This window comes from Streptomyces guryensis (genome assembly GCF_021261325.1).
Lineage (GTDB): Bacteria > Actinomycetota > Actinomycetes > Streptomycetales > Streptomycetaceae > Streptomyces > Streptomyces guryensis.
Window position 1 is genome coordinate 488870 of the sequence record NZ_JAJSBI010000003.1, and the last position, 24514, is coordinate 513383.

The 24514-nt window shown below is 70.0% G+C and carries 21 protein-coding genes, 1 pseudogene and 1 riboswitch; of the genes and pseudogenes, 13 read left to right on the forward strand and 9 right to left on the reverse strand.

All coding sequences use genetic code 11. The features are described from left to right. Positions 1 to 46: 46 nt before the first annotated feature. The 8 genes from LJ657_RS09190 to def all read left to right on the forward strand — a co-directional run bounded on the left by LJ657_RS09190 (position 47) and on the right by def (position 7835). Positions 47 to 862, forward strand: a complete 816-nt coding sequence (locus LJ657_RS09190; protein WP_232647898.1) for an SOS response-associated peptidase — start codon at positions 47 to 49, stop codon at positions 860 to 862. A 19-nt stretch (positions 863 to 881) separates the two neighbouring features. Beyond that, positions 882 to 1508, forward strand: a complete 627-nt coding sequence (locus LJ657_RS09195; RefSeq protein ID WP_372487868.1) for an alpha/beta hydrolase family protein — start codon at positions 882 to 884, stop codon at positions 1506 to 1508. Between the two features lie 256 nt (positions 1509 to 1764). Further along, complete coding sequence (sigR, locus tag LJ657_RS09200) at positions 1765 to 2448, forward strand: RNA polymerase sigma factor SigR (RefSeq protein WP_232647900.1); 684 nt, start codon at positions 1765 to 1767, stop codon at positions 2446 to 2448. Further along, complete coding sequence (gene rsrA, locus LJ657_RS09205) at positions 2445 to 2747, forward strand: mycothiol system anti-sigma-R factor (protein ID WP_232647901.1); 303 nt, start codon at positions 2445 to 2447, stop codon at positions 2745 to 2747. The genes sigR and rsrA overlap by 4 nt, the downstream gene beginning before the upstream one ends. A gap of 141 nt (positions 2748 to 2888) precedes the next feature. After that, complete coding sequence (locus LJ657_RS09210) at positions 2889 to 4199, forward strand: HD-GYP domain-containing protein (RefSeq protein ID WP_232647902.1); 1311 nt, start codon at positions 2889 to 2891, stop codon at positions 4197 to 4199. A 506-nt stretch (positions 4200 to 4705) separates the two neighbouring features. Then, positions 4706 to 5947, forward strand: coding sequence for an HD-GYP domain-containing protein (locus LJ657_RS09215; RefSeq protein ID WP_232647903.1), 1242 nt, complete (start codon positions 4706 to 4708; stop codon positions 5945 to 5947). A gap of 107 nt (positions 5948 to 6054) precedes the next feature. Further along, positions 6055 to 7035, forward strand: coding sequence for a tetratricopeptide repeat protein (locus tag LJ657_RS09220; protein WP_115906028.1), 981 nt, complete (start codon positions 6055 to 6057; stop codon positions 7033 to 7035). Positions 7036 to 7184: 149 nt separating this feature from the next. Continuing rightward, positions 7185 to 7835: a peptide deformylase gene (gene def / locus LJ657_RS09225; protein ID WP_232647904.1), complete on the forward strand. Its 651-nt coding sequence runs from the start codon at positions 7185 to 7187 to the stop codon at positions 7833 to 7835. A gap of 16 nt (positions 7836 to 7851) precedes the next feature. Here the strand turns inward: def and LJ657_RS09230 are convergent, their stop codons facing one another. Continuing rightward, positions 7852 to 8817: a GlxA family transcriptional regulator gene (locus tag LJ657_RS09230; RefSeq protein WP_232647905.1), complete on the reverse strand. Its 966-nt coding sequence runs from the start codon at positions 8815 to 8817 to the stop codon at positions 7852 to 7854. A 94-nt stretch (positions 8818 to 8911) separates the two neighbouring features. Between LJ657_RS09230 and LJ657_RS09235 the strand changes: the two genes are divergently transcribed. Then, entirely contained in the window at positions 8912 to 9136 is a 225-nt protein-coding gene (locus LJ657_RS09235; protein WP_232647906.1) for a hypothetical protein, read from the forward strand. Here the strand turns inward: LJ657_RS09235 and LJ657_RS09240 are convergent. The 8 genes and pseudogenes from LJ657_RS09240 to LJ657_RS09280 form a co-directional block, all read right to left on the reverse strand. Next, entirely contained in the window at positions 9103 to 9588 is a 486-nt protein-coding gene (locus LJ657_RS09240; protein ID WP_232647907.1) for a hypothetical protein, read from the reverse strand. The two genes, LJ657_RS09235 and LJ657_RS09240, sit on opposite strands and share 34 nt — an antisense overlap. A 121-nt stretch (positions 9589 to 9709) precedes the next feature. After that, positions 9710 to 11764 carry a putative Ig domain-containing protein gene (locus LJ657_RS09245; protein WP_232647908.1) on the reverse strand — a complete coding sequence of 685 codons (2055 nt, stop codon included), beginning with the start codon at positions 11762 to 11764 and terminating at the stop codon, positions 9710 to 9712. A 261-nt stretch (positions 11765 to 12025) separates the two neighbouring features. Continuing rightward, complete coding sequence (locus LJ657_RS09250; protein ID WP_232647909.1) at positions 12026 to 13045, reverse strand: ribonucleotide-diphosphate reductase subunit beta; 1020 nt, start codon at positions 13043 to 13045, stop codon at positions 12026 to 12028. Beyond that, positions 13045 to 15405 (reverse strand): ribonucleoside-diphosphate reductase subunit alpha, encoded by a 2361-nt coding sequence (locus tag LJ657_RS09255; RefSeq protein WP_232647910.1) that lies wholly within the window; start codon positions 15403 to 15405, stop codon positions 13045 to 13047. Before LJ657_RS09255 ends, LJ657_RS09250 begins: the two co-directional genes overlap by 1 nt. 123 nt (positions 15406 to 15528) lie before the next feature. Further along, positions 15529 to 15657, reverse strand: a riboswitch (cobalamin riboswitch). A 200-nt stretch (positions 15658 to 15857) separates the two neighbouring features. Then, positions 15858 to 16355 (reverse strand): annotated as a pseudogene (locus tag LJ657_RS09260) (GNAT family N-acetyltransferase); the annotation flags it as partial. 75 nt (positions 16356 to 16430) lie between these two features. Beyond that, positions 16431 to 18059: a monocarboxylate uptake permease MctP gene (gene mctP, locus LJ657_RS09265; protein WP_232647911.1), complete on the reverse strand. Its 1629-nt coding sequence runs from the start codon at positions 18057 to 18059 to the stop codon at positions 16431 to 16433. Further along, on the reverse strand, positions 18056 to 18319 hold the full coding sequence (locus LJ657_RS09270; RefSeq protein WP_232647912.1) for a DUF3311 domain-containing protein: 264 nt from the start codon (positions 18317 to 18319) through the stop codon (positions 18056 to 18058). Before LJ657_RS09270 ends, mctP begins: the two co-directional genes overlap by 4 nt. Positions 18320 to 18673: 354 nt before the next feature. Beyond that, the gene (locus tag LJ657_RS09280) at positions 18674 to 19438 is read right to left on the reverse strand and encodes a GntR family transcriptional regulator (protein ID WP_232647913.1); all 765 of its coding nucleotides are present in this window, start codon (positions 19436 to 19438) and stop codon (positions 18674 to 18676) included. 309 nt (positions 19439 to 19747) lie between these two features. Between LJ657_RS09280 and LJ657_RS09285 the strand changes: the two genes are divergently transcribed. The 4 genes from LJ657_RS09285 (at position 19748) to LJ657_RS09300 (ending at position 24447) form a co-directional block, all read left to right on the forward strand. Then, complete coding sequence (locus LJ657_RS09285) at positions 19748 to 21031, forward strand: extracellular solute-binding protein (protein WP_232647914.1); 1284 nt, start codon at positions 19748 to 19750, stop codon at positions 21029 to 21031. Between the two features lie 72 nt (positions 21032 to 21103). Then, positions 21104 to 22090: a carbohydrate ABC transporter permease gene (locus tag LJ657_RS09290; RefSeq protein ID WP_232647915.1), complete on the forward strand. Its 987-nt coding sequence runs from the start codon at positions 21104 to 21106 to the stop codon at positions 22088 to 22090. Beyond that, positions 22087 to 22950, forward strand: a complete 864-nt coding sequence (locus tag LJ657_RS09295) for a carbohydrate ABC transporter permease (RefSeq protein WP_232647916.1) — start codon at positions 22087 to 22089, stop codon at positions 22948 to 22950. The genes LJ657_RS09290 and LJ657_RS09295 overlap by 4 nt, the downstream gene beginning before the upstream one ends. A 9-nt stretch (positions 22951 to 22959) precedes the next feature. Further along, positions 22960 to 24447: a glycoside hydrolase family 3 protein gene (locus LJ657_RS09300; protein WP_232647917.1), complete on the forward strand. Its 1488-nt coding sequence runs from the start codon at positions 22960 to 22962 to the stop codon at positions 24445 to 24447. Positions 24448 to 24514: the final 67 nt, after the last annotated feature.

Consider the following 24514-nt stretch of genomic DNA (forward strand, 5'->3'; position numbering starts at 1 on the left):
GGCTGTGGCTCCCTGGAGTCGTGTCGAATCTGGCAGTGTGGCACGTATGTGCGGACGGTATGCAGCGAGTCGTAGGCCCGAGGATCTCGCAGGAATCTTTGAGGTCGAGAAGTGGGAACCCGAGGAGACCCTGGAGCCCGACTACAACGTCGCCCCCACCAAGGAGGTCTACGCCGTCCTGGACCGCCCTCTCAAGGACGTCGACGACCGGCGGCCGGTTCGGCAGCTGCGCAAGTTGAAGTGGGGCCTGGTGCCGTCCTGGTCGAAGACCCCGGAGGGCGGGGCGCGGATGATCAACGCGCGTGCGGAGACCGTCCACGAGAAGCCGTCGTACAAGCGGGCCTTCACCTCCCGCCGCTGCATCATCCCCGCCGACGGCTACTACGAGTGGGTCACCGCCAAAGAGGAGCGGGACCTGGAGGTCGAGGGGAAGAAGAAGCGGCCTCGTAAGCAGCCGTACTTCGTGCTGCCCGCCGACGGGTCGGTCTTCGCGATGGCCGGGCTGTACGAGTTCTGGCGGGACAAGACCCTGCCGGACGACCACCCGCAGGCATGGTGGGTCACCTGCTCCGTGATCACGACCGAGGCGGAGACGACACCGCTCGCCGTAGCCCCGGCCGAAGGCCCGCACGCGCTCGCCGACATCCACCCCCGGATGCCGCTGATGCTCACCCCGGACCGCTGGGACGCCTGGCTCGACCCGGCACGCACCGACCCCGACGGCCTGCGGTCGCTGCTGGAGCCGCCGCCCGCCGGGCTGATGCGCGCCTATCCCGTGTCCATCTCCGTCAGCAACGTCCGCAACAACGGACCGGAGCTGCTGAAGGAACTCGAGGGCCCAGAAGAGGGCACACTCTTCTGATGTGACAGATCTGACAGAAGTGACACAGGACGTCGAGACCGATGCCGGCCCGGCGCGCGTCACCTGGCGCCACGCCGGGCAGCCGCGGCTCGTCCTGGCCGTCAGTCACGGCGCCGGCGGCGGCATCGGGGCACGGGACCTGCAGGCCCTCGCCCGGGTCCTGCCGGGACACGGAGTGACCGTCGCCCTCGTCGAGCAACCCTGGCGGGTGGCCGGCAAGAAGCTGGCGCCCGCTCCGAAGACGCTCGACCTCGGGTGGCGGGGGATCTGGCCCGCGCTCGCCGAGCCCGGACTGCCGGTGATCTCGGGTGGTCGCAGCGCGGGCGCCCGGGTCGCCTGCCGCACCGCCACCGAGCTCGGCGCGCACGCCGTCCTCGCCCTCAGCTTTCCACTGCACCCGCCGGGCAGGCCCGAGAAGTCCCGTGCCGAGGAACTGCTCGGGTCCGGGGTGCCCACCCTCGTCGTACAGGGCGGCAACGACCCCTTCGGAAAGCCCGGGGAGTTCCCGGAGGGGGCGTACGAGCTGGTCGAGGTTCCGCACGGCGACCACGGGTTCGCCGTGCCGAAGCGGGCGGAGATCTCGCAGGAGCAGGCGCTGGAGATCGTCACGGACGGTGTCACCCAGTGGACCGCGTCACTCGGGTGAGGGCTGGGAATGCTGCGCGGGCGGTCACTGTTGAGGCGGACAGAAGTGCTGGAGACCAGCACCGATCGTCGTGGGAGAGGGAGTCCGCCGCATGGGTTCGACCGTATGCCCGAGCCGCAGCAGCCGCACTGACCTGGACTGGACGGTGCTGACTGCGGCCAAGACCACCCCTATTCGGGGGGCGGCGGGGACGGGTCGTCGTCTATCCTCCGATTCTGGCGACACCGGTTTCGGTGCTGCCCGCAATCTTGAGGAGGTGGGTCCGGTCACTGGGATCGACGCAGGGACCGACAACGGCCAGGCGGAGCTGCCCGAGGGCCAGGGCATCAGCGCGGAGTCGACGGCGGAGCGCAGCGCGCGCTTCGAGCGGGACGCGCTCGAATTCCTCGACCAGATGTACTCGGCCGCCCTGCGCATGACGCGCAACCCGGCCGACGCCGAGGACCTGGTGCAGGAGATGTACGCCAAGGCGTACGCGTCCTTCCACCAGTTCCGCGAAGGCACCAATCTCAAGGCGTGGCTGTACCGGATCCTCACCAACACCTTCATCAACTCGTACCGCAAGAAGCAGCGTGAACCCCAGCGCTCGGCGGCCGAGGAGATCGAGGACTGGCAGCTCGCCCGCGCCGAGTCGCACATGTCGACCGGTCTGCGCTCCGCGGAGTCGCAGGCGCTCGACCACCTGCCCGACTCGGACGTGAAGGAAGCGCTCCAGGCGATCCCCGAGGAGTTCCGCATCGCCGTGTATCTCGCGGACGTCGAGGGCTTTGCGTACAAGGAGATCGCGGACATCATGGGGACACCCATCGGTACGGTGATGTCCCGGCTGCACCGGGGCCGCCGTCAACTGCGCGGCATGCTCGAGGACTACGCGCGCGAGCGCGGGCTGGTCCCGGCCGGCGCCGGAGAGTCGGACGAAGCGAAAGGCTCGGGCTCATGAGCTGCGGAGAGCCGCACGAGACGGACTGCAGTGAGGTCCTCGACCATCTCTACGAGTTCCTCGACAGTGAGATGCCGGACGTCGATCGCGACAAGTTCAAGCAGCACTTCACGGAGTGCTCGCCGTGCCTCGAGAAGTACGGCCTGGAGCAGGCCGTGAAGAAACTGGTCAAGCGGTGCTGCGGCCATGACGACGTACCGACCGACCTGCGCGCCAAGGTCCTCGGGCGGCTCGACCTGATCCGCTCCGGACAGGCCGTCCCCGAGCACGACGTCACCGCGACCCCGCAGGAGTCCTGAACTCCCCCGGACCTTCGTCCGGAACGGCTGGAACGGGCTGTCGTCACTCGAACGTGCTAATCCGCGGTTCATAAGCCCGCGGACTCCCCCCGGCTCGCCCTAGTCTCCTCACCCGGAGCAGGTTCGGCCGGGAGGGGCGTGATGGAGGCGGTTCCGGCACGGGCACGCGCGTACGTCGCCTGTACGGTCCTCGGCGCGCTGTTCTGCCTGCGTCCGCTGCTCGCCGTCCACACCTCCTGGCGGGCCGTCGCCCTGCTCGCCCTGCTGTACGCGGGCTGCGAGCAGGCCGCCGCCCGATGGCGCTTTGCCGGAACGTTCTACCCGGTGCTGCTCGCCGCTGCCTTCCTGCTGCCGCCCCCTGCCGCCGCCCTGGTCGCGCTGCCGGGGGCGCTGCTCTCCCGGGTCGACCAGCGGCCGCGCCGGCTGCGGCGGAGCTGGCGCGCCGCCCAGCTGGTCCTCGGCGTGTGGGCCGCGGGCCGCGTGCACTGGTCGCTGGGCGGGCGGGACGCCGTCGTCGGCTCCCACTTCCCGTACGCGCTCGTGCCCGCGGGCGCCGCGGTACTGGCCTTCTGCCTGGTGCTGACCGCCCTCGACGGGGGGATCCGCGCGCTGGCCGAGCGGGTACCGGTCCGGCGGGCCTGGCGCGGGCTGTTCGTACGGTCCCTCGCGCCCGTGGTCGTGCACGGCCTCGCCGGGCTGATGATGGCCGTCCTGTGGCGCAGCCCGTACGGGCCCGTCGCCGCGCTGCTCGTGCTGCTGCCGATGTGCGTGTCCTGGTGGGTGTTCACGCAGTACCACCGGGAGCGCGCCGCCCACCAGGCGACGATCCGGGCGCTGGTGCAGGCCGTCGACATCAAGGACGAGTACACCCGCGGTCACAGCGAGCGGGTCGGCCAGGCCTCCATGATGATCGCCCGGGAACTCGGCATGGACGACGAGCGCGTCGAGGTCCTCAGGTTCGCCGGAATCCTGCACGACGTGGGCAAACTCGGCGTCCCCACACGGCTGTTGAGGAAGGACGGGCCGCTCACCCCCGAGGAACGCCGGGTGATCGAACTGCATCCCGAGTACGGCCACGAAATGGTGCGCGGAATCGGTTTTCTGGGCGAGGCCCGGGCCGCCGTACTCCACCACCACGAACGGCTGGACGGCAGCGGATACCCGTACGGGCTGCGCGGAACCCAGATCCCCGAGTCGGCACGGGTGGTGGCCGTCGCGGACGCCTTCGACGCGATGACGTCCACGCGGTGCTACCGGCGCGCCCGGCCCGTCCCGGTCGCCCTGGAGGAGCTGGAGCGGTGTGCGGGGGCGCAGTTCGACCCCCGCATGGTCGCGGCACTGGTGCAGGCGCTCGGCCGGTGCGGCTGGCATCCGGCCGTCACCGCGGAGGAGCAACCGCGCCTTCCCGCTCCGACCGCGGCCGTCTCCAGCCGGCCCGGAGCCCGCGGATGAGCGCCCGGTGGTCGCGGCGGGGGAGCAACTCTGCCTTCCCGTACCCGCCGCGGTTGTTTCCAGCGGGCGGGGGGCCCTTGGGGGAGTGCCGGGTGGTCGTGGCGGAGGGGCAAGTCTGGCTGCTCGCGCCTGCTGCCGTCGTTTCCAGCGGGCCGGGGGCTCGCGGATGAGCGCCCGGTGGTCGCGGCGGGGGAGCAACTCTGCCTTCCCGTACGCGCCGCGGTTGTTTCCAGCGGGCGGGGGGCCCTTGGGGGAGTGCCGGGTGGTCGTGGCGGAGGGGCAAGTCTGGCTGCTCGCGCCTGCTGCCGTCGTTTCCAGCGGGCCGGGGGCTCGCGGATGAGCGCCCGGTGGTCGCGGCGGGGGAGCAACTCTGCCTTCCCGTACCCGCCGCGGTTGTTTCCAGCGGGCCGGGGGCCCTTGGGGGAGTGGCCGGTGGTCGTGGCGGGGGAGCAACCACGCCTTCACGCGCCTGCCGCGGCCGTCTCCAGTGGGCCGGGGGCCCTCGGATGAGCGCCCGGCCGCCGCTGACGCTCCTCATCCACTCCTGTGCCGCCCTGGTCGCCGCCGTGTCCCTCGCCGTCACCCACCGGGCCGGCCTGGAGGAGCGCCCCACCGCGCTCGCCTTCGGCCTGCTCGTCACCGTCGGCGAGCTCACCCGCTGGACCGGTGCCCGGGTGCGGGAGGCCGCACCGCTCGGAGCCGCCGGCGCGATGGCGTACGCACTGCTCGGGGAGGATGCCGGGCAGCCCACCCACCACGGTGTCACCCAGGTCGTCGCCGTCGTCCTCGCCGCCTCCCTCATCGGCAGCGTGCCGCACATCGCCTGCGGACGCGGGCCCGTGCTCGACCACCTCGCGCGGCGCGTGCTCACCGTCGGATTCGCCGCCGTCTGCTTCCAACCCCTGTACAACCGGGGCGCGTTCGGCGCATGGCGCGGCCCCGGCTACGCCCTGCTGCTCCTGGCCCTGCTCGCGCTCACCGCGCTGTGCGACGCCGTGCTCGCCGCCGCGCTCGCACACTCCCGTACCCGGTGGCCCTTCGGCCCGCTGCTCCGGGACGAACTGCACGCCCTCCTCGGCATCGGCTCGGCCGTGTGCGCCACGGGCGCGGTGATGGCGCTCGCGGTCGCCGTCGTCGGGCTGTGGGCGCTGCCGGTGTTCTCGCTGCCGCTGCTGCTCACCCAGTTGTCCTTCCGCCGGTACGCCGCCGTGCGGACCACCTACCGGCAGACCATCACCTCCCTGGCCCGCGCCACCGAGATCGCCGGGTACACCCCCGCCGGGCACGCTCGCCGCGTGGCCGCCCTCAGCCGCGCCGTCGGGCGCGACCTGGGACTCACCCGGCCCGAACTGACCGTGCTGGAGTACGCCGCCCTCATGCACGACATCGGCCAGCTGAGCCTGGTCGACCCGGTACCGGCCGGCGCCACTGCCGTACTGCCCACGGCCGAGCAGCGCCGCATCGCCCTGCTCGGCGGGGCCGTCGTACGCCAGACCGGGGTGGACCCGGCGGTCGCCGTGGTCGTCGAGCGGCAGGCCGACCCCTACCGGGAGCAGCCCCTCGCCGCCCGGATCGTGCGAGCCGTCAACGCGTACGAGGAGAAAGCACGCGACGCGGGGCCGGGCGGGCCCCTGACGGCGCTGGAGGAGCTGCGGCTCGCCACCGCCGGGGACTATGCGCCCGAAGTGGTGGAATCGCTGGCCCGGGTCCTCGCACGGGACTGTCTGACCCTGCCCGCGGCTGGGTAACCCATGGGTAATGAGCGCCCTTCCAGCCGTACGTGGTTGGATGCGAATGAGAGGGTGTGTCCGGGGGCAGCACTAGCCAGCCCACTCCACGGAACTGGCAGGGAATCGTGAGGATCTTCGGCAAGGGACGGCACCGGCCCTCCGCCTCCTGGCGGCAGGCCACCGATCGGGCCTTCACGCTCATCGGGGACGGCCGGTACGAGGACGCGGGCGCGCTGCTGACACGTGCCGCCGACCTGGAGCCCTGGCTGTCCGAGTCCTGGTTCAACCTCGCCCTGCTGCACAAGTTCCGGCACGACTGGGAGCAGGCCCGCGCCGCGGGACTGCGGGCCGTCGCGCTGCTGGACCGGGAGACCGGCGCCCCCGACTGGTGGAACGTCGGCATCGCGGCCACCGCCCTGCAGGACTGGCCGCTGGCCCGGCGGTCCTGGCAGGCGTACGGGCTGCGGGTGCCGGGGGCCGCCGCGGCGAACGGTGAGCCCGTCGGGATGGAGCTGGGCAGCGCTGCCGTGCGGCTCTCCCCGGAGGGGGAGGCCGAGGTGGTGTGGGGGCGGCGGCTGGACCCCGCGCGGATGGAGGTCCTGTCCATTCCGCTGCCGTCCTCCGGGCGCCGGTGGGGTGAGGTCGTGCTGCACGACGGGGTGCCCCACGGGGAGCGGACGACCGCCGCCGGGCACGCCTACCCCGTGTTCGACGAGATCGAGCTGTGGGCGCCGTCGCCGGTGCCGACGTGGGTGGTGCTGTTGGAGGCCGCCACGGAGGCGGACAGGGATGCCTTGGAGCAGCTGGCCGCGGACGCGGGGTTCGCGGCGGAGGACTGGTCGTCGTCCGTGCGACTGCTGTGTCGGATGTGCTCCGAGTCGCGGATGCCGTCCGATGAGGGTGATGGGGAGCATCTTGATCCCCATGATCACAGCGAGCCCGGGCATCCGGGGCCGTTGGGGCATCGGACGGATGGGCAGTTGTGGGTGCCCGAGCGGGAATGCGGGGTGGCTGCTCCGGCTTCCCTGGTGAGGGGGCTGCTGGACGGGTGGGTCGCCGATAGCCCGGATTCTCGTGACTGGCGGGATCTCGAAGAGGTGTGCTGAGGATCGCGGCCGGATGCGGGTTCGTCGCGGCTGGTCGCGCCCACGTGGCGGAGCCGCATATCGACACGGACCCGCCCCCCTGATGGGGGCGCTTCCCCGTACCCTGTATCCGCAGCAACCCCCGGTTTTTGAGGAAGGCATACGTCGGCATGGCGCAGCAGGACACCGATCAGCAGCACGTGGGCGTGCTCCCCGTGGACGACGAGGGCTTCGTCAACGACACCGAGGAGACCGAGGAGCGCGAGAACGCCTGGCGTGAGCGGGGCACCTCGCGGCCGATCACCGTCGTCGGGAACCCGGTGCTGCACAAGGAGTGCAAGGACGTCACCGAGTTCGGCGAGGAGCTGCAGCAGCTGGTCGCGGACATGTTCGCCTCGCAGCGCACCGCCGAGGGTGTGGGCCTGGCCGCCAACCAGATCGGCGTCGACCTGAAGGTCTTCGTCTACGACTGCGGCGACGACGAGGGCCGGCGGCACGTCGGTGTCGTCTGCAACCCCAAGCTGGTCGACCTGCCCGCCGACCGGCGTCGCCTGGACGACAGCAACGAGGGCTGCCTGTCCGTGCCCACCGCGTACGCGCCGCTCGCCCGCCCCGACTACGCCGAGGTGACCGGCCAGGACGAGCAGGGCAACCCGATCAAGGTCCGCGGCACCGGCTACTTCGCCCGGTGCCTGCAGCACGAGACGGACCACCTGTACGGCTACCTCTACATCGACCGCCTGTCCAAGCGCGAGCGCAAGGACGCGCTGCGGCAGATGGCCGAGAACGAGCCCCGCTACCCCGTCGTCGCGAACGACTGAGAAACCCCGGCGCCGCTCAGGCGGCCGCCTCGGGTCCTCTGAAGGTGCGGCGGTAGGCGTTCGGAGTCGTGCCGATCGCCTGGACGAACTGGTGGCGCAGCGCGGCCGCGTTGCCGAAGCCCGCCCGGCCCGCGATCGCGTCCACCGTCTCGTCCGTCCCCTCCAGCAACCGCTGGGCCAGCAGCACGCGTTGCCGCAGGATCCAGCGGTAGGGAGTCGTCCCCGTCTCCTGCTGGAAGCGGCGGGCGAAGGTGCGCGGCGACATGTGGGCGCGGTCGGCGAGCTGCTCGACCGTGACGTCCTCGTCGAGGTGCCGCTCCATCCACACCAGCACCTCGGCGACCGTGTCGCCGTGCGAACGGGGCAGCGGGCGCTCGATGTACTGGGCCTGCCCGCCGTCCCGGTGCGGCGGCACCACCATCCGCCGGGCGATCTTGTTGGCGACCTCCGGGCCCTGCTCCTTGCGCACGAGGTGCAGACAGGCGTCGATGCCGGCGGCGGTGCCCGCGGAGGTGATCACCGGGTCCTCGTCGACGTACAGGACGTCGGGCTCGACCGTCAGCCGCGGGTACGCCCGCGCCAGCTCCTCCGCGTGGTGCCAGTGCACGGCGCAGCGCCGGCCGTCGAGCAGCCCGGCCGCGGCGACCACGAAGACGCCGGAGCAGACACTGAGGATCCGGGCGCCCCGGTCGGCCGCGCGCCGCAGCGAGTCAAGCAGCTCGGGCGGGAACTCCCGGGTCGCGAAGCCGGCGCCGGCCGGTACCGCGATGAGGTCGGCCTCCTCCAGCCGCTCCGGACCGTGCTCCACGTTCATGGAGAAGCCCGCGCGCGTGTTCAGCACCGGCCCCTCGGCCGAGGCGACCGCGAAGTCGTAGACGGGCAGCCCGTCGTCGCTGCGGTCGGTGCCGAACACCTCGCAGACGACGGCCAGTTCGAAGGGATTCACGCCGTCCAGGACGACGGCGGCGACGTTCTGCAGCATGCCGTCCAGTGTGCCTCGTCATTGGCAGCATTTCGAGGGTCTACGGCAGTCCTGCCACTGTCTGTCAGGAGCTATCGGCGCGACAGTGGTGTCCATGGATACGGCACACCTCGAAGGACTGATCGGAATGCTGACCGTTCTCGCCATCCTCGTTCTCCTGGTCCTCCCGTCCGTGCTCGGTATCGCGCGCGACCGTCGCATCGCCCGGCAGATCCGCGAGGCCGAGCAGGCCCGCCGGGAGGCCGAGGACCTCGGCCCCACCGGGCGTCCCGCCCGCCGGCAGCGCTACTTCACCACCACGGTGACCCACCACTCCTGAATCCCCAGGCACGAGACCTGGCCGGGCTGTTTGGCGCACAGTGGCCGCGTGGACTGCAGCCGGGTCTTCCCGTCCGCCACGGCCTTGAAGGCGGCGCTCGCATCGCCGGGCTGCAGGACGAAGCCGCTGTTGGCGGCCTTCAGGACGGAGCCGTTCGCGGTGACCGGCTTCCAGGGCCGCTTCGCGGTTCCGTCCAGGCTGATCCGGACGGTGTCGCCCACCGCCAGACAGACCGTACGGCCGCTGTCGGCGGCGCCGAGCGTCGATGCCGTTGTACAGCCGCCCGTGGGACCGGGTGTCGGGCTGGCCGGGGGGCTCTTCTTGGGGGTGGGGGAGGGCGACACGGCGTTGCCGTTTCCGCCCTTGCCGCTGTCGGTCTGGCTGCCGCAGCCGGCCAGGGCGAGGGTGAGTGCCGCGAGGGCGAGGGTCGTGTGGTGGATCGTTCGGCGCATGGGGGGCCTCCTCTCCGGTGTGACGTGTCACGCGCGCATCCGGATCCACTCCTGACGCATACCCGGGCCCCGGCCGCGAAGGCGGCGACCGGGGCCCGGGGTCAAAAAGGATCGATCGGGATCAGCTGGTCGTGACGGCGGTGTCGTCGAGGACGAAGCTGGTCTGGAGCGAGGAGTCCTCGACACCGCTGAACTTCAGGGTGACGGTCGAGCCCGCGTACGAGCTCAGGTCGAAGGACTTCTGGGCGTAGCCGGAGGCGGCGTTGAGGTTCGAGTACGTCGCCAGGGTGGTCGAACCGGCGCTGACCGTCAGTTTGTCGTACGCGGTGCTGCCGGTCTCCGCGGTGTCGATGTGCAGGTAGAAGGTGAAGGTGGCCTTGCAGCCGCTCGGCACGGTCACCGACTGGGACAGCGTGTCGGTGTGCGAGGAGCCGTACCCGTCCAGCCAGGCGTAGTACGAACCGGCGTGCGCCGACTCACTGCTGGAGTTGGTGATGACACCGCTGGACGCGGTCCAGGTGGTGTTGCCCGACTCGAAGCCGGGGTTGCCGAGGAGCTGCGAGGAGGTGCAGGTGCCGCCGCCGGAGCCGACCGTCCAGCTGAAGGAGGTCGAGCCGGAGGCGCCGGTCGAGTCCTTGGCGGTGACGGTGACCTGGTAGGTGCCCGCGGTGGACGCCGTACCGGAGATCAGGCCGGTGGAACTGCTGATCGACAGCCCGGTCGGCAGGCCGCTCGCGCTGTAGGTCAGGGTCGCGCCCGCGCTGTCGCTCGCGCTGATCTGCAGGCTGACCGAGCCGCCGGTCGTCGTCGACTGGCTGCCCGGGTTGGTGACGCTCACCGTGTTGCCGGAGGTGCTGCCCGACGTGAAGGCGGTGGTGCCGTTGGGGGTGCCCCAGCCGGTCGGGCCGTCGTAGCCGGTCTCGGCGGTGCAGAAGTACGCCGTGGAGCAGGAGCCGTTGTTGCCGCTGGTGACGTCGTACAGGTTGCTCGTGTGGCTGTAGGGGTACTTCGCCGGATAGTCGCCGGAACCGGGGGTGCCGGCCAGCGCGTACACGCCCGCGATGATCGGCGACGAGGCGCTGGTGCCGCCGTAGACGGCCCAGCCGGAGCCGCCGTAGGTGTCGTACACCGCCACGCCGGTGGCCGGGTCGGCGACGGCGGAGACGTCGGCCTCCATGCGCTTGCTGCAGCCGCTGTCGGTCTGCCAGCTCGGCTTCGGGTCGTACGCGGAGCAGCCGGAGCCGGTGCCCTCGGTGGAGCTGGTCTTCCACACGGACTCGGTCCAGCCGCGGGAGTTGGAGGACGTGGACAGGGCGGTACCGCCCACTGCCGTCACGTACTGGGAGGTCGCCGGGTACTCGGAGCCGTAGGCGGAGTCACCGGCGGAGACGGTGATCGCGACACCCGGGTGCTTGAAGTACGAGGTGTCCTCGCCGGTCTGGGACGAGGACTCGCTGCCGCCCCAGCTGTTGGAGACGAACTTGGCGCCGAGCGCCACGGCCTCGTTCTCGGCGGCGCCGAGGTCGGCGTCCGTCGCCGAGTTGGCCTCGACGAGGATGATGTTGCAGTTCGGGCAGACCGCGCTGACCATGTCGATGTCCAGCGCCTCTTCGCCGGCCCAGCCGGTGTCGTTGGTGGGCAGCGAGGTGGTGGAACCGGTCTGACTGACCTGCTTGAAGCAGCCGCTGGCGACCGTGCACGCCGACAGGCCGTAGGTCGAGCGGTAAGTGGCCAGGTCGGAGGCCGCGTTGGGGTCGTTGTACGCGTCGACCACAGCAACCGTCAGGCCGGATCCGCCCGTCGAGGGCAGGTTGTAGGCGCTGTGCAGGTTGGCCGGGCTGAGTCCGGAGGGCGCGGCGGCGGCGACCGCGGAGGCCAGCCGCTGCTTGATGTCGGTACGGCGCTGGGCGAAGCAGGCCGCCTGGCCGGGGACGGCGGTGGCGCACAGGTGCTGGGTGGGCACCTTCTGGCCGGCCTTGCCGGTGGAGTGGAACGTCTGCCGGTCGGGGGAGGTGAGGGCCTTGGCGTTCTGGGCGGTGCGGGTGGTGTGGGTGGACGCGGACACCGCGGGTGCCGCGTGCGCCGGGGCCGCGACCAGCCCGGCGAGGCCGAGGGCGAGGGCGGGTATGACGGTGGTCAGGAGTCTTCGCAGACTCCGTCCGGACTTCTCACGCATGGGGTACTGCCTCCGTCGTTGGAGTGGGGTTCTCGACGCGGGTGGCAGGCCTGTGACGCGCGTAGCGGCGGCGGTGCGCGATGCCGTCATGGGCATGACACTTCGAACATCCTGTGCCGGTGTTGTGTGTACATGGCAGGACGGCCAGAAAGTAGCGGTAGGCGAGGAGCCCCGAACAGATGGGCCGGAAGAACTTTGCCGCTCCATAACAAGTCCATGGACGGCCCATGGAAGCTCCATGGGCCGTCCCAGGGCCTTGCGCTAGAAGTCCTCGTCGAGGTCGACCGTGCCCTCCACGGCGACCTGGTACGCCGAAGGCCGGCGTTCGAAGAAGTTGGTCAGTTCCTGGACGCCCTGCAACTCCATGAAGGAGAACGGGTTCTCGGAGCCGTACACCGGGGCGAAGCCGAGGCGGGTGAGGCGCTGGTCGGCGACGCACTCCAGGTACTGGCGCATCGACTCGGTGTTCATACCGGGCAGACCGTCACCGCACAGGTCGCGCCCGAACTGCAGCTCGGCCTCGACGGCTTCCCTCAGCATGTCCGTCACCTGCTGCTTGAGCTGGTCGTCGAAGAGCTCCGGCTCCTCCTTGCGGACGGTGTCGACCACGTCGAACGCGAAGGACATGTGCATGGTCTCGTCCCGGAACACCCAGTTGGTGCCCGTCGCCAGGCCGTGCAGCAGGCCCCGGCTGCGGAACCAGTACACGTACGCGAAAGCCCCGTAGAAGAACAGGCCCTCGATGCAGGCCGCGAAGCAGATCAGGTTGAGCAGGAAGCGACGGCGGTCGGCCTTCGACTCCAGGCGGTCGAGCTTGTCGACCGAGTCCATCCACTTGAAGCAGAACTGGGCCTTCTCGCGGATGGACGGGATGTTCTCGACGGCCGCGAAGGCGGCGGCGCGGTCCTTCGGGTCGGGGAGGTAGGTGTCCAGAAGGGTCAGATAGAACTGGACGTGCACCGCCTCCTCGAACAGCTGGCGGCTCAGGTAGAGCCGTGCCTCGGGGGAGTTGATGTGCTTGTACAGGGTCAGGACCAGGTTGTTCGCCACGATCGAGTCGCCCGTCGCGAAGAAGGCGACCAGGCGGCCGATCAGGTGCTGCTCGGCGGGCGTCAGCTTGGCGAGGTCGGCGACGTCCGAGTGGAGGTCGACCTCCTCCACGGTCCAGGTGTTCTTGATGGCGTCCCGGTAGCGCTCGTAGAAGTCCGGGTAGCGCATGGGGCGCAGGGTCAGCTCGAAGCCCGGGTCGAGAAGGTTCTGGGAACGGGTGGTGCTGGTCATCACTGGCAGGCCTCGCAGGACTCGGGGTTTTCCAGGGAGCAGGCGACGGCCTCGGGGTCGGCGGACTGCTGGACGGGGACGGTGGCCGTCGCCCGGGCCGCGCGGGCGATGCGGGTCGCCGGGCGGGAGCGCAGGTAGTACGTCGTCTTCAGGCCCTGTTTCCAGGCGTACGCGTACATGGAGGAGAGCTTGCCGATGGTCGGCGTCTCCAGGAACAGGTTCAGGGACTGGGACTGGTCAAGGAACGGCGTGCGGGCCGCCGCCATGTCGATCAGGCCGCGCTGCGGGATCTCCCACGCCGTGCGGTACAGGGCGCGTACGTCGGCCGGGATCCAGGCGAAGTCCTGCACCGAGCCGTTCGCCTCCCGCAGGGCCTCGCGGGTGCGGGCGTCCCAGACGCCGAGCGCCTTGAGGTCCTTCACCAGGTACGAGTTGACCTGGAGGAACTCGCCGGAGAGGGTCTCGCGCTTGAAGAGGTTGGAGACCTGCGGCTCGATGCACTCGTACACGCCGGCGATCGACGCGATGGTGGCGGTCGGGGCGATCGCGAGGAGGAGGGAGTTGCGCATGCCGACGGCGGCGACGCGCTCCCGGAGGGCTGCCCAGCGCTTTGGCCAGGTCAGTTCGGTCGCGTAGTGGTCGGGATGCAGGATGCCGCGGGCCGTCCGGGTCTTCTCCCAGGCCGGCAGCGGACCGTTGCGCTCGGCCAGGTCGGCGGAGGCCTCGTACGCGGCGAGCATGATGCGCTCGGCGATCCGGGTGGAGAGGGCCTTGGCCTCCGGTGAGTCGAACGGCAGGCGGAGCTTGAAGAAGACGTCCTGGAGACCCATCGCGCCGAGGCCGACGGGGCGCCAGCGGGCGTTGGACCGGCCTGCCTGCTCGGTGGGGTAGAAGTTGATGTCGACCACGCGGTCCAGGAAGGTCACGGCCGTGCGGACCGTCTCGTCCAGCCGTTCCCAGTCGATGTCCCGACCGGCCACGAACGCGCCGAGGTTGACCGACCCCAGGTTGCAGACAGCCGTCTCGCCGTCGTCCGTGACCTCCAGGATCTCCGTGCAGAGGTTGGAGGAGTGGACGACGTGGCCCGGCTCGGCCGTCTGGTTGGCGGTGCGGTTGGCGGCGTCCTTGAAGGTCATCCAGCCGTTGCCGGTCTGGGCGAGGGTGCGCATCATGCGGCCGTAGAGGTCGCGGGCGGGGATCGTCCTGCGCGCCAGCCCCTCCGCCTCGGCTTTCCGGTAGGCCGTCTCGAACTCCTCGCCCCACATGTCCACCAACTCCGGTACGTCGGCGGGGGAGAAGAGGCTCCACTGCTCGTCGGCGTCCACACGGCGCATGAACTCGTCCGGGACCCAGTGCGCGAGGTTCAGGTTGTGCGTACGGCGGGCGTCCTCACCCGTGTTGTCGCGCAGCTCCAGGAACTCCTCGATGTCGGAGTGCCAGGTCTCCAGGTACACCGCGGCCGCACCCTTGCGCCGGCCGCCCTGGTTCACGGCGGCGACCGAGGCGTCGAGGGTCTTCAGGAACGGGACGATGCCGTTGGAGTGGCCGTTGGTGCCGCGGATGAGGGAGCCGCGGGCGCGGATCCGGCTGTACGACAGCCCGATGCCGCCGGCGTGCTTCGAGAGGCGGGCCACCTGGTGGTAGCGGTCGTAGATGGAGTCCAGCTCGTCCAGCGGCGAGTCGAGGAGGTAGCAGGACGACATCTGGGGGTGCCGGGTGCCGGAGTTGAAGAGGGTGGGGGAGGAGGGGAGGTAGTCGAGGCGGCTCATCAGGCGGTAGAGCGCGGCTACCTCGTCCACCGAGCGGGAAGTGGCGTCCTCGGCCAGTCCGCTCGCCACCCGCAGCATGAAGTGCTGGGGCGTCTCGATGACCTTGCGGGTGATCGGGTGCCGCAGGAGGTAGCGGCTGTGGAGCGTGCGCAGGCCGAAGTAGCCGAAGCGGTCGTCTCCTCGGGCGTCGGTCAACGCGTTGAGCCGGGCCGCGTGGACGCGCACGAACTCGGCGGTTCGGTCGGCGATCAGACCCTCGCGGTGGCCGACGGCGACCGACTCGGTGAACGACGTGACGCCCTGCGAGGCGGCCTCCGCGGCGATGCCGATCGTGAGCAGTCTGGCGGCCAGCCTGCTGTACGCGGGGTCCTCCGAGATGAGGCCGGCGGCCGCCTCGGTGGCAAGTTCGCGCAGCTCCGTCTCGTCCGCGCGGGCGGACCGGCCGCGCAGCGCGGCGGCGGCGACCCGGCCGGGGTCGGCGTCGGGGAGGTCGGCGGTCAGCTTGGTCAGGGTCCGCAGCAGCGCGGCTCCCAGGCCGTCGTCGGCCACGGCGGCGTTCGCTGAAACCGGGTCTGCTGGCGCGATGGTCACGTGAGGCTCTCCCTCGCTCGGCACGGGGGCCTTGCGGAGGGCAGGGGGCAGTCACGAGCGCGCACGGCGTCGCGTCCACCGGCCCACTCCACGAGGCCCGGACGTCTGAGCACCCGGGCCGGATGGCCGGGCGCGCTGTCGGCAGGTCCTCGGACTGACGCCCATATGTGTGCGAACACGCATGGGTACACCGTTGCGGGACAGTTCCGGATTCGCACCGGATTCCCCTGCGGCGACAGCGAGCATGAGCATACATCTTGTGCCCGGTGGAGACGGCACCCCCATATGTTGTGTCGCTGGTGACTTCAGCAGATCCTTGCGAGAAACCCCCGCGCTCACGGCTGGGAGGTGTCCGGCGGAGCCGGTGCTGTGTCCGGTCGTCCCGCGACACCCGTGCCAGAGCATGGGAGTCGGGGCGACGCGGGTGCAGTCGACCGGCCCCGGGGCGTTGACAGCGTCAACTCATAGGCGATGAGCGTGAACTCGTCGCCCGAGATCGGCTTCCAGTCGCGCTCCGGGGCGCGGACGAAGCCGGCGCGTTCGTAGATGCGGTGGGCGGCGTGCATGACCGGCTGGGTGCACAGGACGATGCCGGTGCACTCCGCGGCTCTTGCCAGGTCGACACAGGCGCGTACGAGGGCTTCCCCGGCGCCTCGGCCGCGGGCTGCCCGGTCGACGGCCAGCATGCGTATCTCCGCCTCTCCCGGGCCGGCCAGATCTGCCATGGGGCCGCCGGAGGGGACGTAGGTGACGCCGCCGATCGGTCGGCCGCCCATGTCGGCCACCAGCACCTCGGCGGCGGCCGCCCGCTTGGCGACGTCCCTCAACTCGGCGAGATACCAGTCGCTTTCGCCGAAGGTGAGCAGGCCGTCCTGCAGATAGGCCTGGGCGGTGATCTCGCCGAGGACCTCGTACTCGCCGGGTTCTGCCTGCCTGATCACGATGTCCATGGGCCTGAGTCTGCCGGACGGATACGCCGGCGGGCCGCCGGATTTCCCCCGGCGGCCCGCTGATCGCCGTAACCGCTAGTGGGACGCCCCCGCGGTCGCCGGCGGCAGTTCCACCTGTACGCCCGGGTCGCCCGCGTCCGCCGTGTAGTCCTGCGGCTTCGTCTCGTCGACGCCCTCGGGGGCCTTCAGCGCCTTCAGCACGAAGGTGAGCACCACGGCCACGGCCACGTTCAGGACGAACGACGTGAGGCCGATGTAGCCGATCTGGCCGATGCCGGGGATCGCCGCGTTGGAGCCGCCGAAGTGCTTCTGCGTGGGCGAGGCGACACCGTAGGCGGCGAGGGTGCCGTAGACCATGCCGACCGCCCAGCCGGCGAGCAGCGCCCAGCGGTGGAACCAGCGGGTGAACAGGCCGCCGACCAGGGACGGGAAGGTCTGCAGGATCCAGATGCCGCCCAGCAGCTGGAAGTTGATCGCGACCGTCTTGTCCATGGTCAGGACGAAGACCAGCGCGCCCACCTTCACCAGCAGCGAGACCAGCTTGGAGACCTTGGTCTCCTGTTCCGCGGTCGCGTCCGGCTTGATGAAGTCCTTGTAGATGTTGCGGGTGAAGAGGTTCGCGGCCGCGATGGACATGATGGCCGCGGGGACGAGCGCGCCGATGCCGATCGCCGCGAAGGCCACGCCCGCGAACCAGCTCGGGAACATGTCCTCGAACAGCTGCGGGATCGCCAGCTGACCGTTGGTGACCTTCACACCCGCCGCGATCGCCATGAAGCCCAGCAGGGCCAGCAGACCCAGCATCAGCGAGTACAGCGGCAGGATCGTGGTGTTGCGGCGGATCACGTTCCGGCTCTTGGAGGAGAGGGTCGCCGTGATGGAGTGCGGGTACATGAACAGCGCGAGCGCGGAGCCCAACGCCAGCGTGGCGTACGTCCACTGGTTCGCGTCGGCCGGAATCAGCGCCCCGCGCGGCTTCCCGGTCGCCGGGTTGGTCGCGCTGTAGGCCTCGCCCGCCTTGGCGAAGATGTGGTCGAACCCGCCGAGCTTGATCGGGATGTAGATGATGGCGACGGCGATGACGATGTAGATCAGCGCGTCCTTGACGAACGCGATCAGCGCGGGGGCGCGCAGGCCCGACGAGTACGTGTACGCCGCCAGCACGCCGAAGGCGATCAGCAACGGCAGGTCCTTCACGAACCAGTTGGAGTTCGCGCTGCCGCCGACGCCCATGACGTCGAGAACGGCCTGGATGCCCACCAGCTGCAGCGCGATGTACGGCATCGTCGCCAGGATGCCGGTCACGGCCACCGCCAGCGACAGCCCCTTCGAGCCGAAGCGGCCGCGCACGAAGTCCGAGGTCGTGACATACCCGTGCTTGTGGGAGACCGACCACAGGCGGGGCAGGAACATGAAGATCAGTGGATACACCAGGATCGTGTAGGGCACCGCGAAGAAGCCCGCCGCGCCCGCCGCGTAGATCGCCGCGGGTACGGCGACGAAGGTGTACGCCGTGTACAGGTCGCCGCCGAGCAGGAACCAGGTGACCCAGGTGCCGAACGACCTGCCGCCCAGGCCCCATTCGTCGAGGCTCTGGTCGTTCTCGGCCTTGCGCCAGCGAGCGGCCAGGAAGCCCATGACCGTGACGGCCAGGAAGAAGAAGATGAAGACGCCTAGTGCGACGCCGTTCACGCCGTGCTTCATTCCGACGCACCGCCCTTCTGCGAGGCACGGGCGCGCTGGTCACGCTGCCACAGCTTGTACGCCGTCATCGTCAGCGCCGTCGAGATCAGCACCCACAGCATCTGGTACCAGTAGAAGAACGGGATGCCGCCGAACGCCGGGTCCGTCTTCGCGTAGGAGCCGACCCAGAGCATCGCCACGAAGGGCGCCACGAGACAGAGGGCGATGACCACGCGGACCGGTGTCACCACTGGTGGTCTCGCTTCGGACACATCTGACATACCGGTTCCGTCCCCTCACCGATCACCTGTACTGATCATCTGTGATCACCTGTGTAATGCGCAGGCAATCTAGGTCACGGTGTTGCGAGAGCGGAAGACCTCGTCCGCATATCGGTATGTCGATTCCGTGAAAGCCCGGCATCGGGGCTGCATCGAGGCGGCATCAGGGCGACATCGGTGGGGCGCCGGCCCGACATCGCTGTCAGCAGCAGCGGAATCCCTGCTGCGGATCCGGCTCCTGACGGTCCGTCCGCATTCGCTCGAACTCCCGCCGGGACGGCACCCGCGCGTCAGCGGCGGATCCGCATATCGGACACAGCCCCGCGCCCCCTCCGGTGCTGCCCTACTGCCCGCTCAGTCGGCGGGCCTCTTCAGCCGCGCCACGAACTTGTACCGGTCCCCCCGGTACACCGACCGCACCCACTCCACCGGCTCGCCCGTCTTGTCGTACGAGTGGCGGGAGAGCATCAGCATCGGCAGGCCCACGTCCGTGCCGAGCAGGCCCGCCTCGCGCGGGGTGGCCAGTGAGGTCTCTATGGTCTCCTCGGCCTCGGCGAGATGGACGTCGTAGACCTCGGCGAGGGCGGTGTAGAGGGACGTGTACTTCACCAGGGAGCGGCGCAGGGCCGGGAAGCGCTTGGCGGAGAGGTGGGTCGTCTCGATGGCCATCGGCTCGGCGTTGGCCATGCGGAGGCGTTCGATGCGGAGCACCCGGCCGCCGGCCGTGATGTCCAGGAGCCCGGCGAGGCGGTCGTCGGCCGTGATGTAGCCGATGTCCAGCAGTTGCGAGGTGGGTTCCAGGCCCTGGGCGCGCATGTCCTCGGTGTACGAGGTCAGTTGGAGCGCCTGCGAGACCTTCGGCTTCGCGACGAACGTGCCCTTGCCCTGGATCCGCTCCAGCCGGCCCTCGACCACCAGCTCCTGCAGCGCCTGCCGCACCGTCGTGCGCGAGGTGTCGAACTCGGCGGCGAGGGTGCGCTCGGGCGGTACGGGAGTGCCGGGCGACTGCGTCTCCGTCATGTCGAGCAGGTGCTTCTTCAGGCGGTAGTACTTGGGCACGCGTGCGGTACGGACACCTGCCCCGCCCTCGGTCTCCGCACTGCTGACGTCGCTGCTCATGCTCTGCCTTCCCGGCTCCGGATGCGGGTCACTTCGTGATCCCTTCTGTATACCGTCGCCAGCTCTTTTGGTCTAGTCCACGGAGACCCAAGTGGTCTAGCGGACGAGAGTACTCCGGCGTCGCTGTTTTCGCTGCCTTCTTACTTAAAGGTTCCTGCATATGTAGCTCGCATAACGGCTGGTCAAGGCTGTTTCGAGGACTCTTGACAGGCTTCCTGGTCTGGTTCAAGCTCCCGGTACTGGTCTACACCATTGGTCCAGGTCCCAGCTCCATGGGCGGGGGGTGTGGGCTTCCCTGAGGAGGGTGGCGTGAAGCGCAAGCTGATAGCCGCGATCGGTATCGCGGGCATGATGGTCTCCATCGCGGCGTGTGGCAGCAGCGACGGCAAGGGTTCTTCCAACAGCGGCGCGGACGCCAAGGAGCTGACCGTCTGGCTCACCGTCGACGCCCAGAACAACTGGCCGGGCCTGGTGAAGGCAGCCGACGCTGCCGTTCAGAAGAAGCACCCCGGCATCAAGATCAACCACGAGTACTACGGCTGGCCGGACAAGAACACCAAGCTCGACGCGGTTCTCGCCACCGACAAGGTCCCCGACGTGGTCGAGATGGGCAACACCGAGATGCTCGGCTACATGGTCAAGGGCGCCTTCGCCCCCGTGGACCCGGCGAACTTCACCAACTCCGCCGCCTGGCTGGACGGCCTCAAGGCCTCGGTGACGTACGGCGGCAAGACCTACGGCGTGCCGTACTACGCGGGCGGCCGGGTCGCCAACTGGCGCAAGGACGTCTTCGCCGCGGCGGGGATCAAGTCCACGCCGAAGACGTACGCCGAGCTCACCGCCGACCTCGACAAGGTGCAGAAGAAGGAGGGGGACAAGTTCTCCGCCTGGTACCAGCCCACCCGTGACTGGTACGCGGCCATGTCCTTCGTCTACGACGCCGGCGGCTCCATCGCCAAGGAGGAGGGCGGCCAGTGGAAGGCCAACCTCTCCTCGCCGGAGTCCGTCAAGGGCCTCACCGAGTTCAAGAACGTCGTCGACAAGTACATGCACGGCGACAAGACCAAGGACGAGTCCGACCGTTACATCGTCTACGGCCAGGGCAAGTCCGGCATGATCTTCGGTGCCGCCTGGGAGGGTGCGACCTCCGCCGACCCGAAGAACGACAAGACCGGCAAGCTCAAGAACAACCTCGAGAACTTCGTGATGCCGGGTCCGTCCGGCAAGAACCTGCCCGTCTTCCTGGGCGGTTCGGACCTCGCCGTCCCGGTCAAGTCCAAGGCGCAGGCCGTCGCCGCCGAGTGGATCAACGCGTTCACCGGCCCCTCCGGACAGAAGGGCCTGATGGCCAAGGGCAACCTGCCCAACAACAAGACCGACCTCGCGACGCTGAAGAACGACCCCGCCACGGCGGTCCCGGCCACCGCGGCCGAGTCCAACTGGTTCGTCCCGATGGCACCCGGCTGGGGCCAGGTCGAGAAGGCCCAGGTCCTGCAGACCATGCTCCAGGACATCGGCACCGGCAAGAAGTCGGTCGAGGCCGCCGCGAAGGACGCGGACACCGCGATCGACAAGGTCATCAACACCAAGTGACCTGCAAGCGGGGTTCCGTCCGGACGGAACCCCGCTCTCCGTACGACCTGAGGGACCGCTGAGGAGCGCGCGATGAGTGCCGCAGACACGACCACCCCTGCCAAGGTGCCGCCGCCGCGGCAGGCGCCACCGCCGCCGGTCGCGGGGAACCCACGCAGAGCCAGGACTTCGGGCGGTGCGGCCACCCCGTGGCTGCTGCTCGCTCCCTGTCTGCTGATCCTGGCGCTGGTCCTCGGCTATCCGCTGGTCCGCCTGGTCACCCTCTCCTTCCAGAAGTTCGGGCAGTCCCAGCTGTGGGGCTTCCTGCCGGCCCAGTGGGTCGGGTTCGACAACTTCACCGGGGTGCTGGGCGACGGCGAGTTCTGGCAGGTGGTGGTCCGCACCATCGTCTTCGCGGCCGGCTCGGTCATCTTCACGATGGTGCTGGGCATGCTGATCGCGCTGCTCCTGCAGCGGGTCTCGGGCTGGATGAAGACGCTGGTCAACATCGTGCTGGTGGCCAGCTGGGGCATGCCGATCATCGTCGCCACCACGGTCTTCAAGTGGCTGTTCGACGCGGACTACGGCATCCTCAACGCGCTGCTCAGCAAGCTGCCCGGCGTCGAGTTGATCGGCCACAACTGGTTCGCCAGCGGCCCGCAGGGCCTGGCCGTGATCATGCTGCTGGTGGTCTGGGGAGCCGTCCCCTTCGTCGTCATCACGCTCAGCGCCGGCCTCACCCAGGTCCCGGCGGAGCTGGAGGAGGCGGCCCGGCTGGACGGCGCGGGCTCCTGGGGCGTCTTCCGTTACGTCACCCTGCCCATCCTCAAGCCCATCATCGTGATGCTGACGACCCTGTCGGTCATCTGGGACATGGGTGTCTTCCCGCAGGTCTTCGTGATGCGCAACGGCCACCCGGAGGCGGAGTTCCAGCTGCTCACCACCTACTCCTACGACCGTGCCTTCGTCGTCAACGACTATGCGCAGGGCTCCGCGATCGCCCTGATCACCGTTGTGCTGCTGCTCGGCGTGGTCGCCGTGTACATGCGCCAGATGCTGAAGATCGGAGAGGTCGAATGAGCGCGATCACCACCGGGGGACCCGCGACCACCGCCGGGGGGCCCCGGAAGACGAAGGCCGGCTGGAACCTTCTCGGCCTGCTGGTCTTCCTCACCGCCGGCTTCCCCGTCTACTGGATGCTCAACACGGCCATCAAGCCGGCCAAGGACACCATCGACCCCGACCCGAGCCTGTTCCCGACCGGCTTCACGCTCGACAACTTCCGCCGGGCGCTGGCCATCGCGGACTTCTGGGGCCCGGTCGGCCGCAGCCTGATCGTCTCCGTCTCGGTCGTGGCGATCGGCATCGTCGTCGGCATGCTGGCGGCGCTCGCCATCTCCCGGTTCGCCTTCCGCGGCCGCAAGATCGTGATCGTCGGCATCCTCGCGGTCCAGATGGTCCCGCTGGTCGCCATGATCATCCCGATCTTCCTGCTCCTCAACGACCTGGAGCAGTACGACAAGCTCTCGGGCCTGATCATCACCTACCTGACCTTCATCCTCCCCTTCACGGTGTGGACGCTGCGCGGCTTCATCGTCAACATCCCGAAGGAACTGGAAGAGGCGGCGATGGTCGACGGCTGCAGCCGCACCGGCGCCTTCATCCGGGTCGTCTTCCCGCTCCTGGCCCCCGGCATGGTGGCGACCTCGGTCTACGGCTTCATCCAGGCCTGGAACGAATACCTCTACGCCCTGATGCTGCTCAGCCAGAAGAACCAGACCGCGACCGTCTGGCTCGGCAACTTCACCACCAAGCACGGCACCGAATACGCCCCGATGATGGCCGGCGCCACGATGATGGCCGTGCCGATCGTCGCCCTGTTCCTCCTCGTCCAGCGCAAGATGGCCGCGGGCCTGACCGCCGGCGCTGTGAAGGGATAACGCCACCCGATGACGACATTCGCCAGCGGCACCGACACTCTGACGCGCGACGCCCTGACGGTCCTTCAGCCGGGCTTCACCGGTACGACCGCACCGGACTGGCTGCTGCGCCGCCTCGGTGAGGGCCTCGCCTCCGTGGGCCTCTTCGGCCGCAACATCGCCACCCCCGAACAACTGTCGGCCCTGACCGCCCAGTTGCGCGCCGAACGCGACGACGTCCTCGTCGCCATCGACGAGGAGGGCGGCGACGTCACCCGCCTGGAGGTGCGCACCGGCTCCTCCTTCCCCGGCAACAACGCGCTGGGAGCCGTCGACGACGTCGAGCTGACCCGGGACGTGGCCGCCGAACTCGGCCGCCGTCTCGGCTCCTGCGGGGTCAACCTCAACTGGGCCCCGTCGGCCGACGTGAACTCCAACCCGTCCAACCCCGTCATCGGCGTACGCTCCTTCGGCGCCGACACCGACCTGGTCGCCCGGCACACGGCCGCCTATGTACAGGGCCTCCAGTCGGCCGGAGTGGCGGCCTGCACCAAGCACTTCCCGGGCCACGGCGACACGGCCGTCGACTCCCACCACGCGCTCCCGCGCATCGACGTGGACACGTCGGTGCTCCAGTCCCGCGAACTGGCCCCGTTCCGCGCGGCGATCGCGGCCGGCACCCGCGCGGTGATGAGCGCGCACATCCTGATCCCCGCCCTGGACCGGGACCGGCCGGCCACCCTCTCGCCGCGCGTGCTCACGGAGCTGCTCCGCAGCGAACTCGGCTACGACGGCCTCATCGTCACCGACGGCATGGAGATGCAGGCCATCGCCGGCACCTACGGCATCGAGCGCGGCAGCGTCCTCGCCGTGGCCGCAGGTGCCGACGCGATCTGCGTGGGGGGCGGACTCGCCGACGACGAGACGGTACGACGCCTGCGTGACGCCCTCGTCTCGGCCGTCCGCACCGGCGAACTTCCCGAGGAACGCCTGGCGGAGGCGGCGGAACGGGTCCGGGCGCTGGCCCGCTGGACCGCCGCAGCGGCCGCAGCGGCGACGGAACGCTCCCCCGACACCGAGGTGGGCCTCCGTGCCGCCCGCCGCGCCCTGAGGACGACCGCCGCCGAGCCCTTCACCCCGCTCACGGAACCGCCCTACGTCGCCGCGCTCACCCCCGTCGCCAACATCGCGGTCGGCGACGAGACCCCCTGGGGCCTCGCGGCGGAACTCTTCCGCCTCCTCCCCGGCACGGAGACGGGCAGCTTCGCCGGCGAGAACGCGGGCCGCACCGCTCTGGCCGCCGCCGGCCCCCGCCGCATCGTGGCCGTCGTCCGCGACGAACACCGCCACCCCTGGATGCCAGCCGCCCTGGACACCCTGCTGTCGGCCCGCCCCGACACGATCGTGGTCGAGATGGGCCTACCCCAGGCCACCCCTCGTGGCGCACTCCACATCGCCACTCATGGCGCGGCCCGGGTGTGCGGGCGAGCGGCGGCGGAGGTCATCGCGGGGGTGTAGTCCCCACGGCACAACAGGCGCCGGTCCCCTTGTAGGGGAACCGGCGCCTGCAACGTTGTCAGGGGCG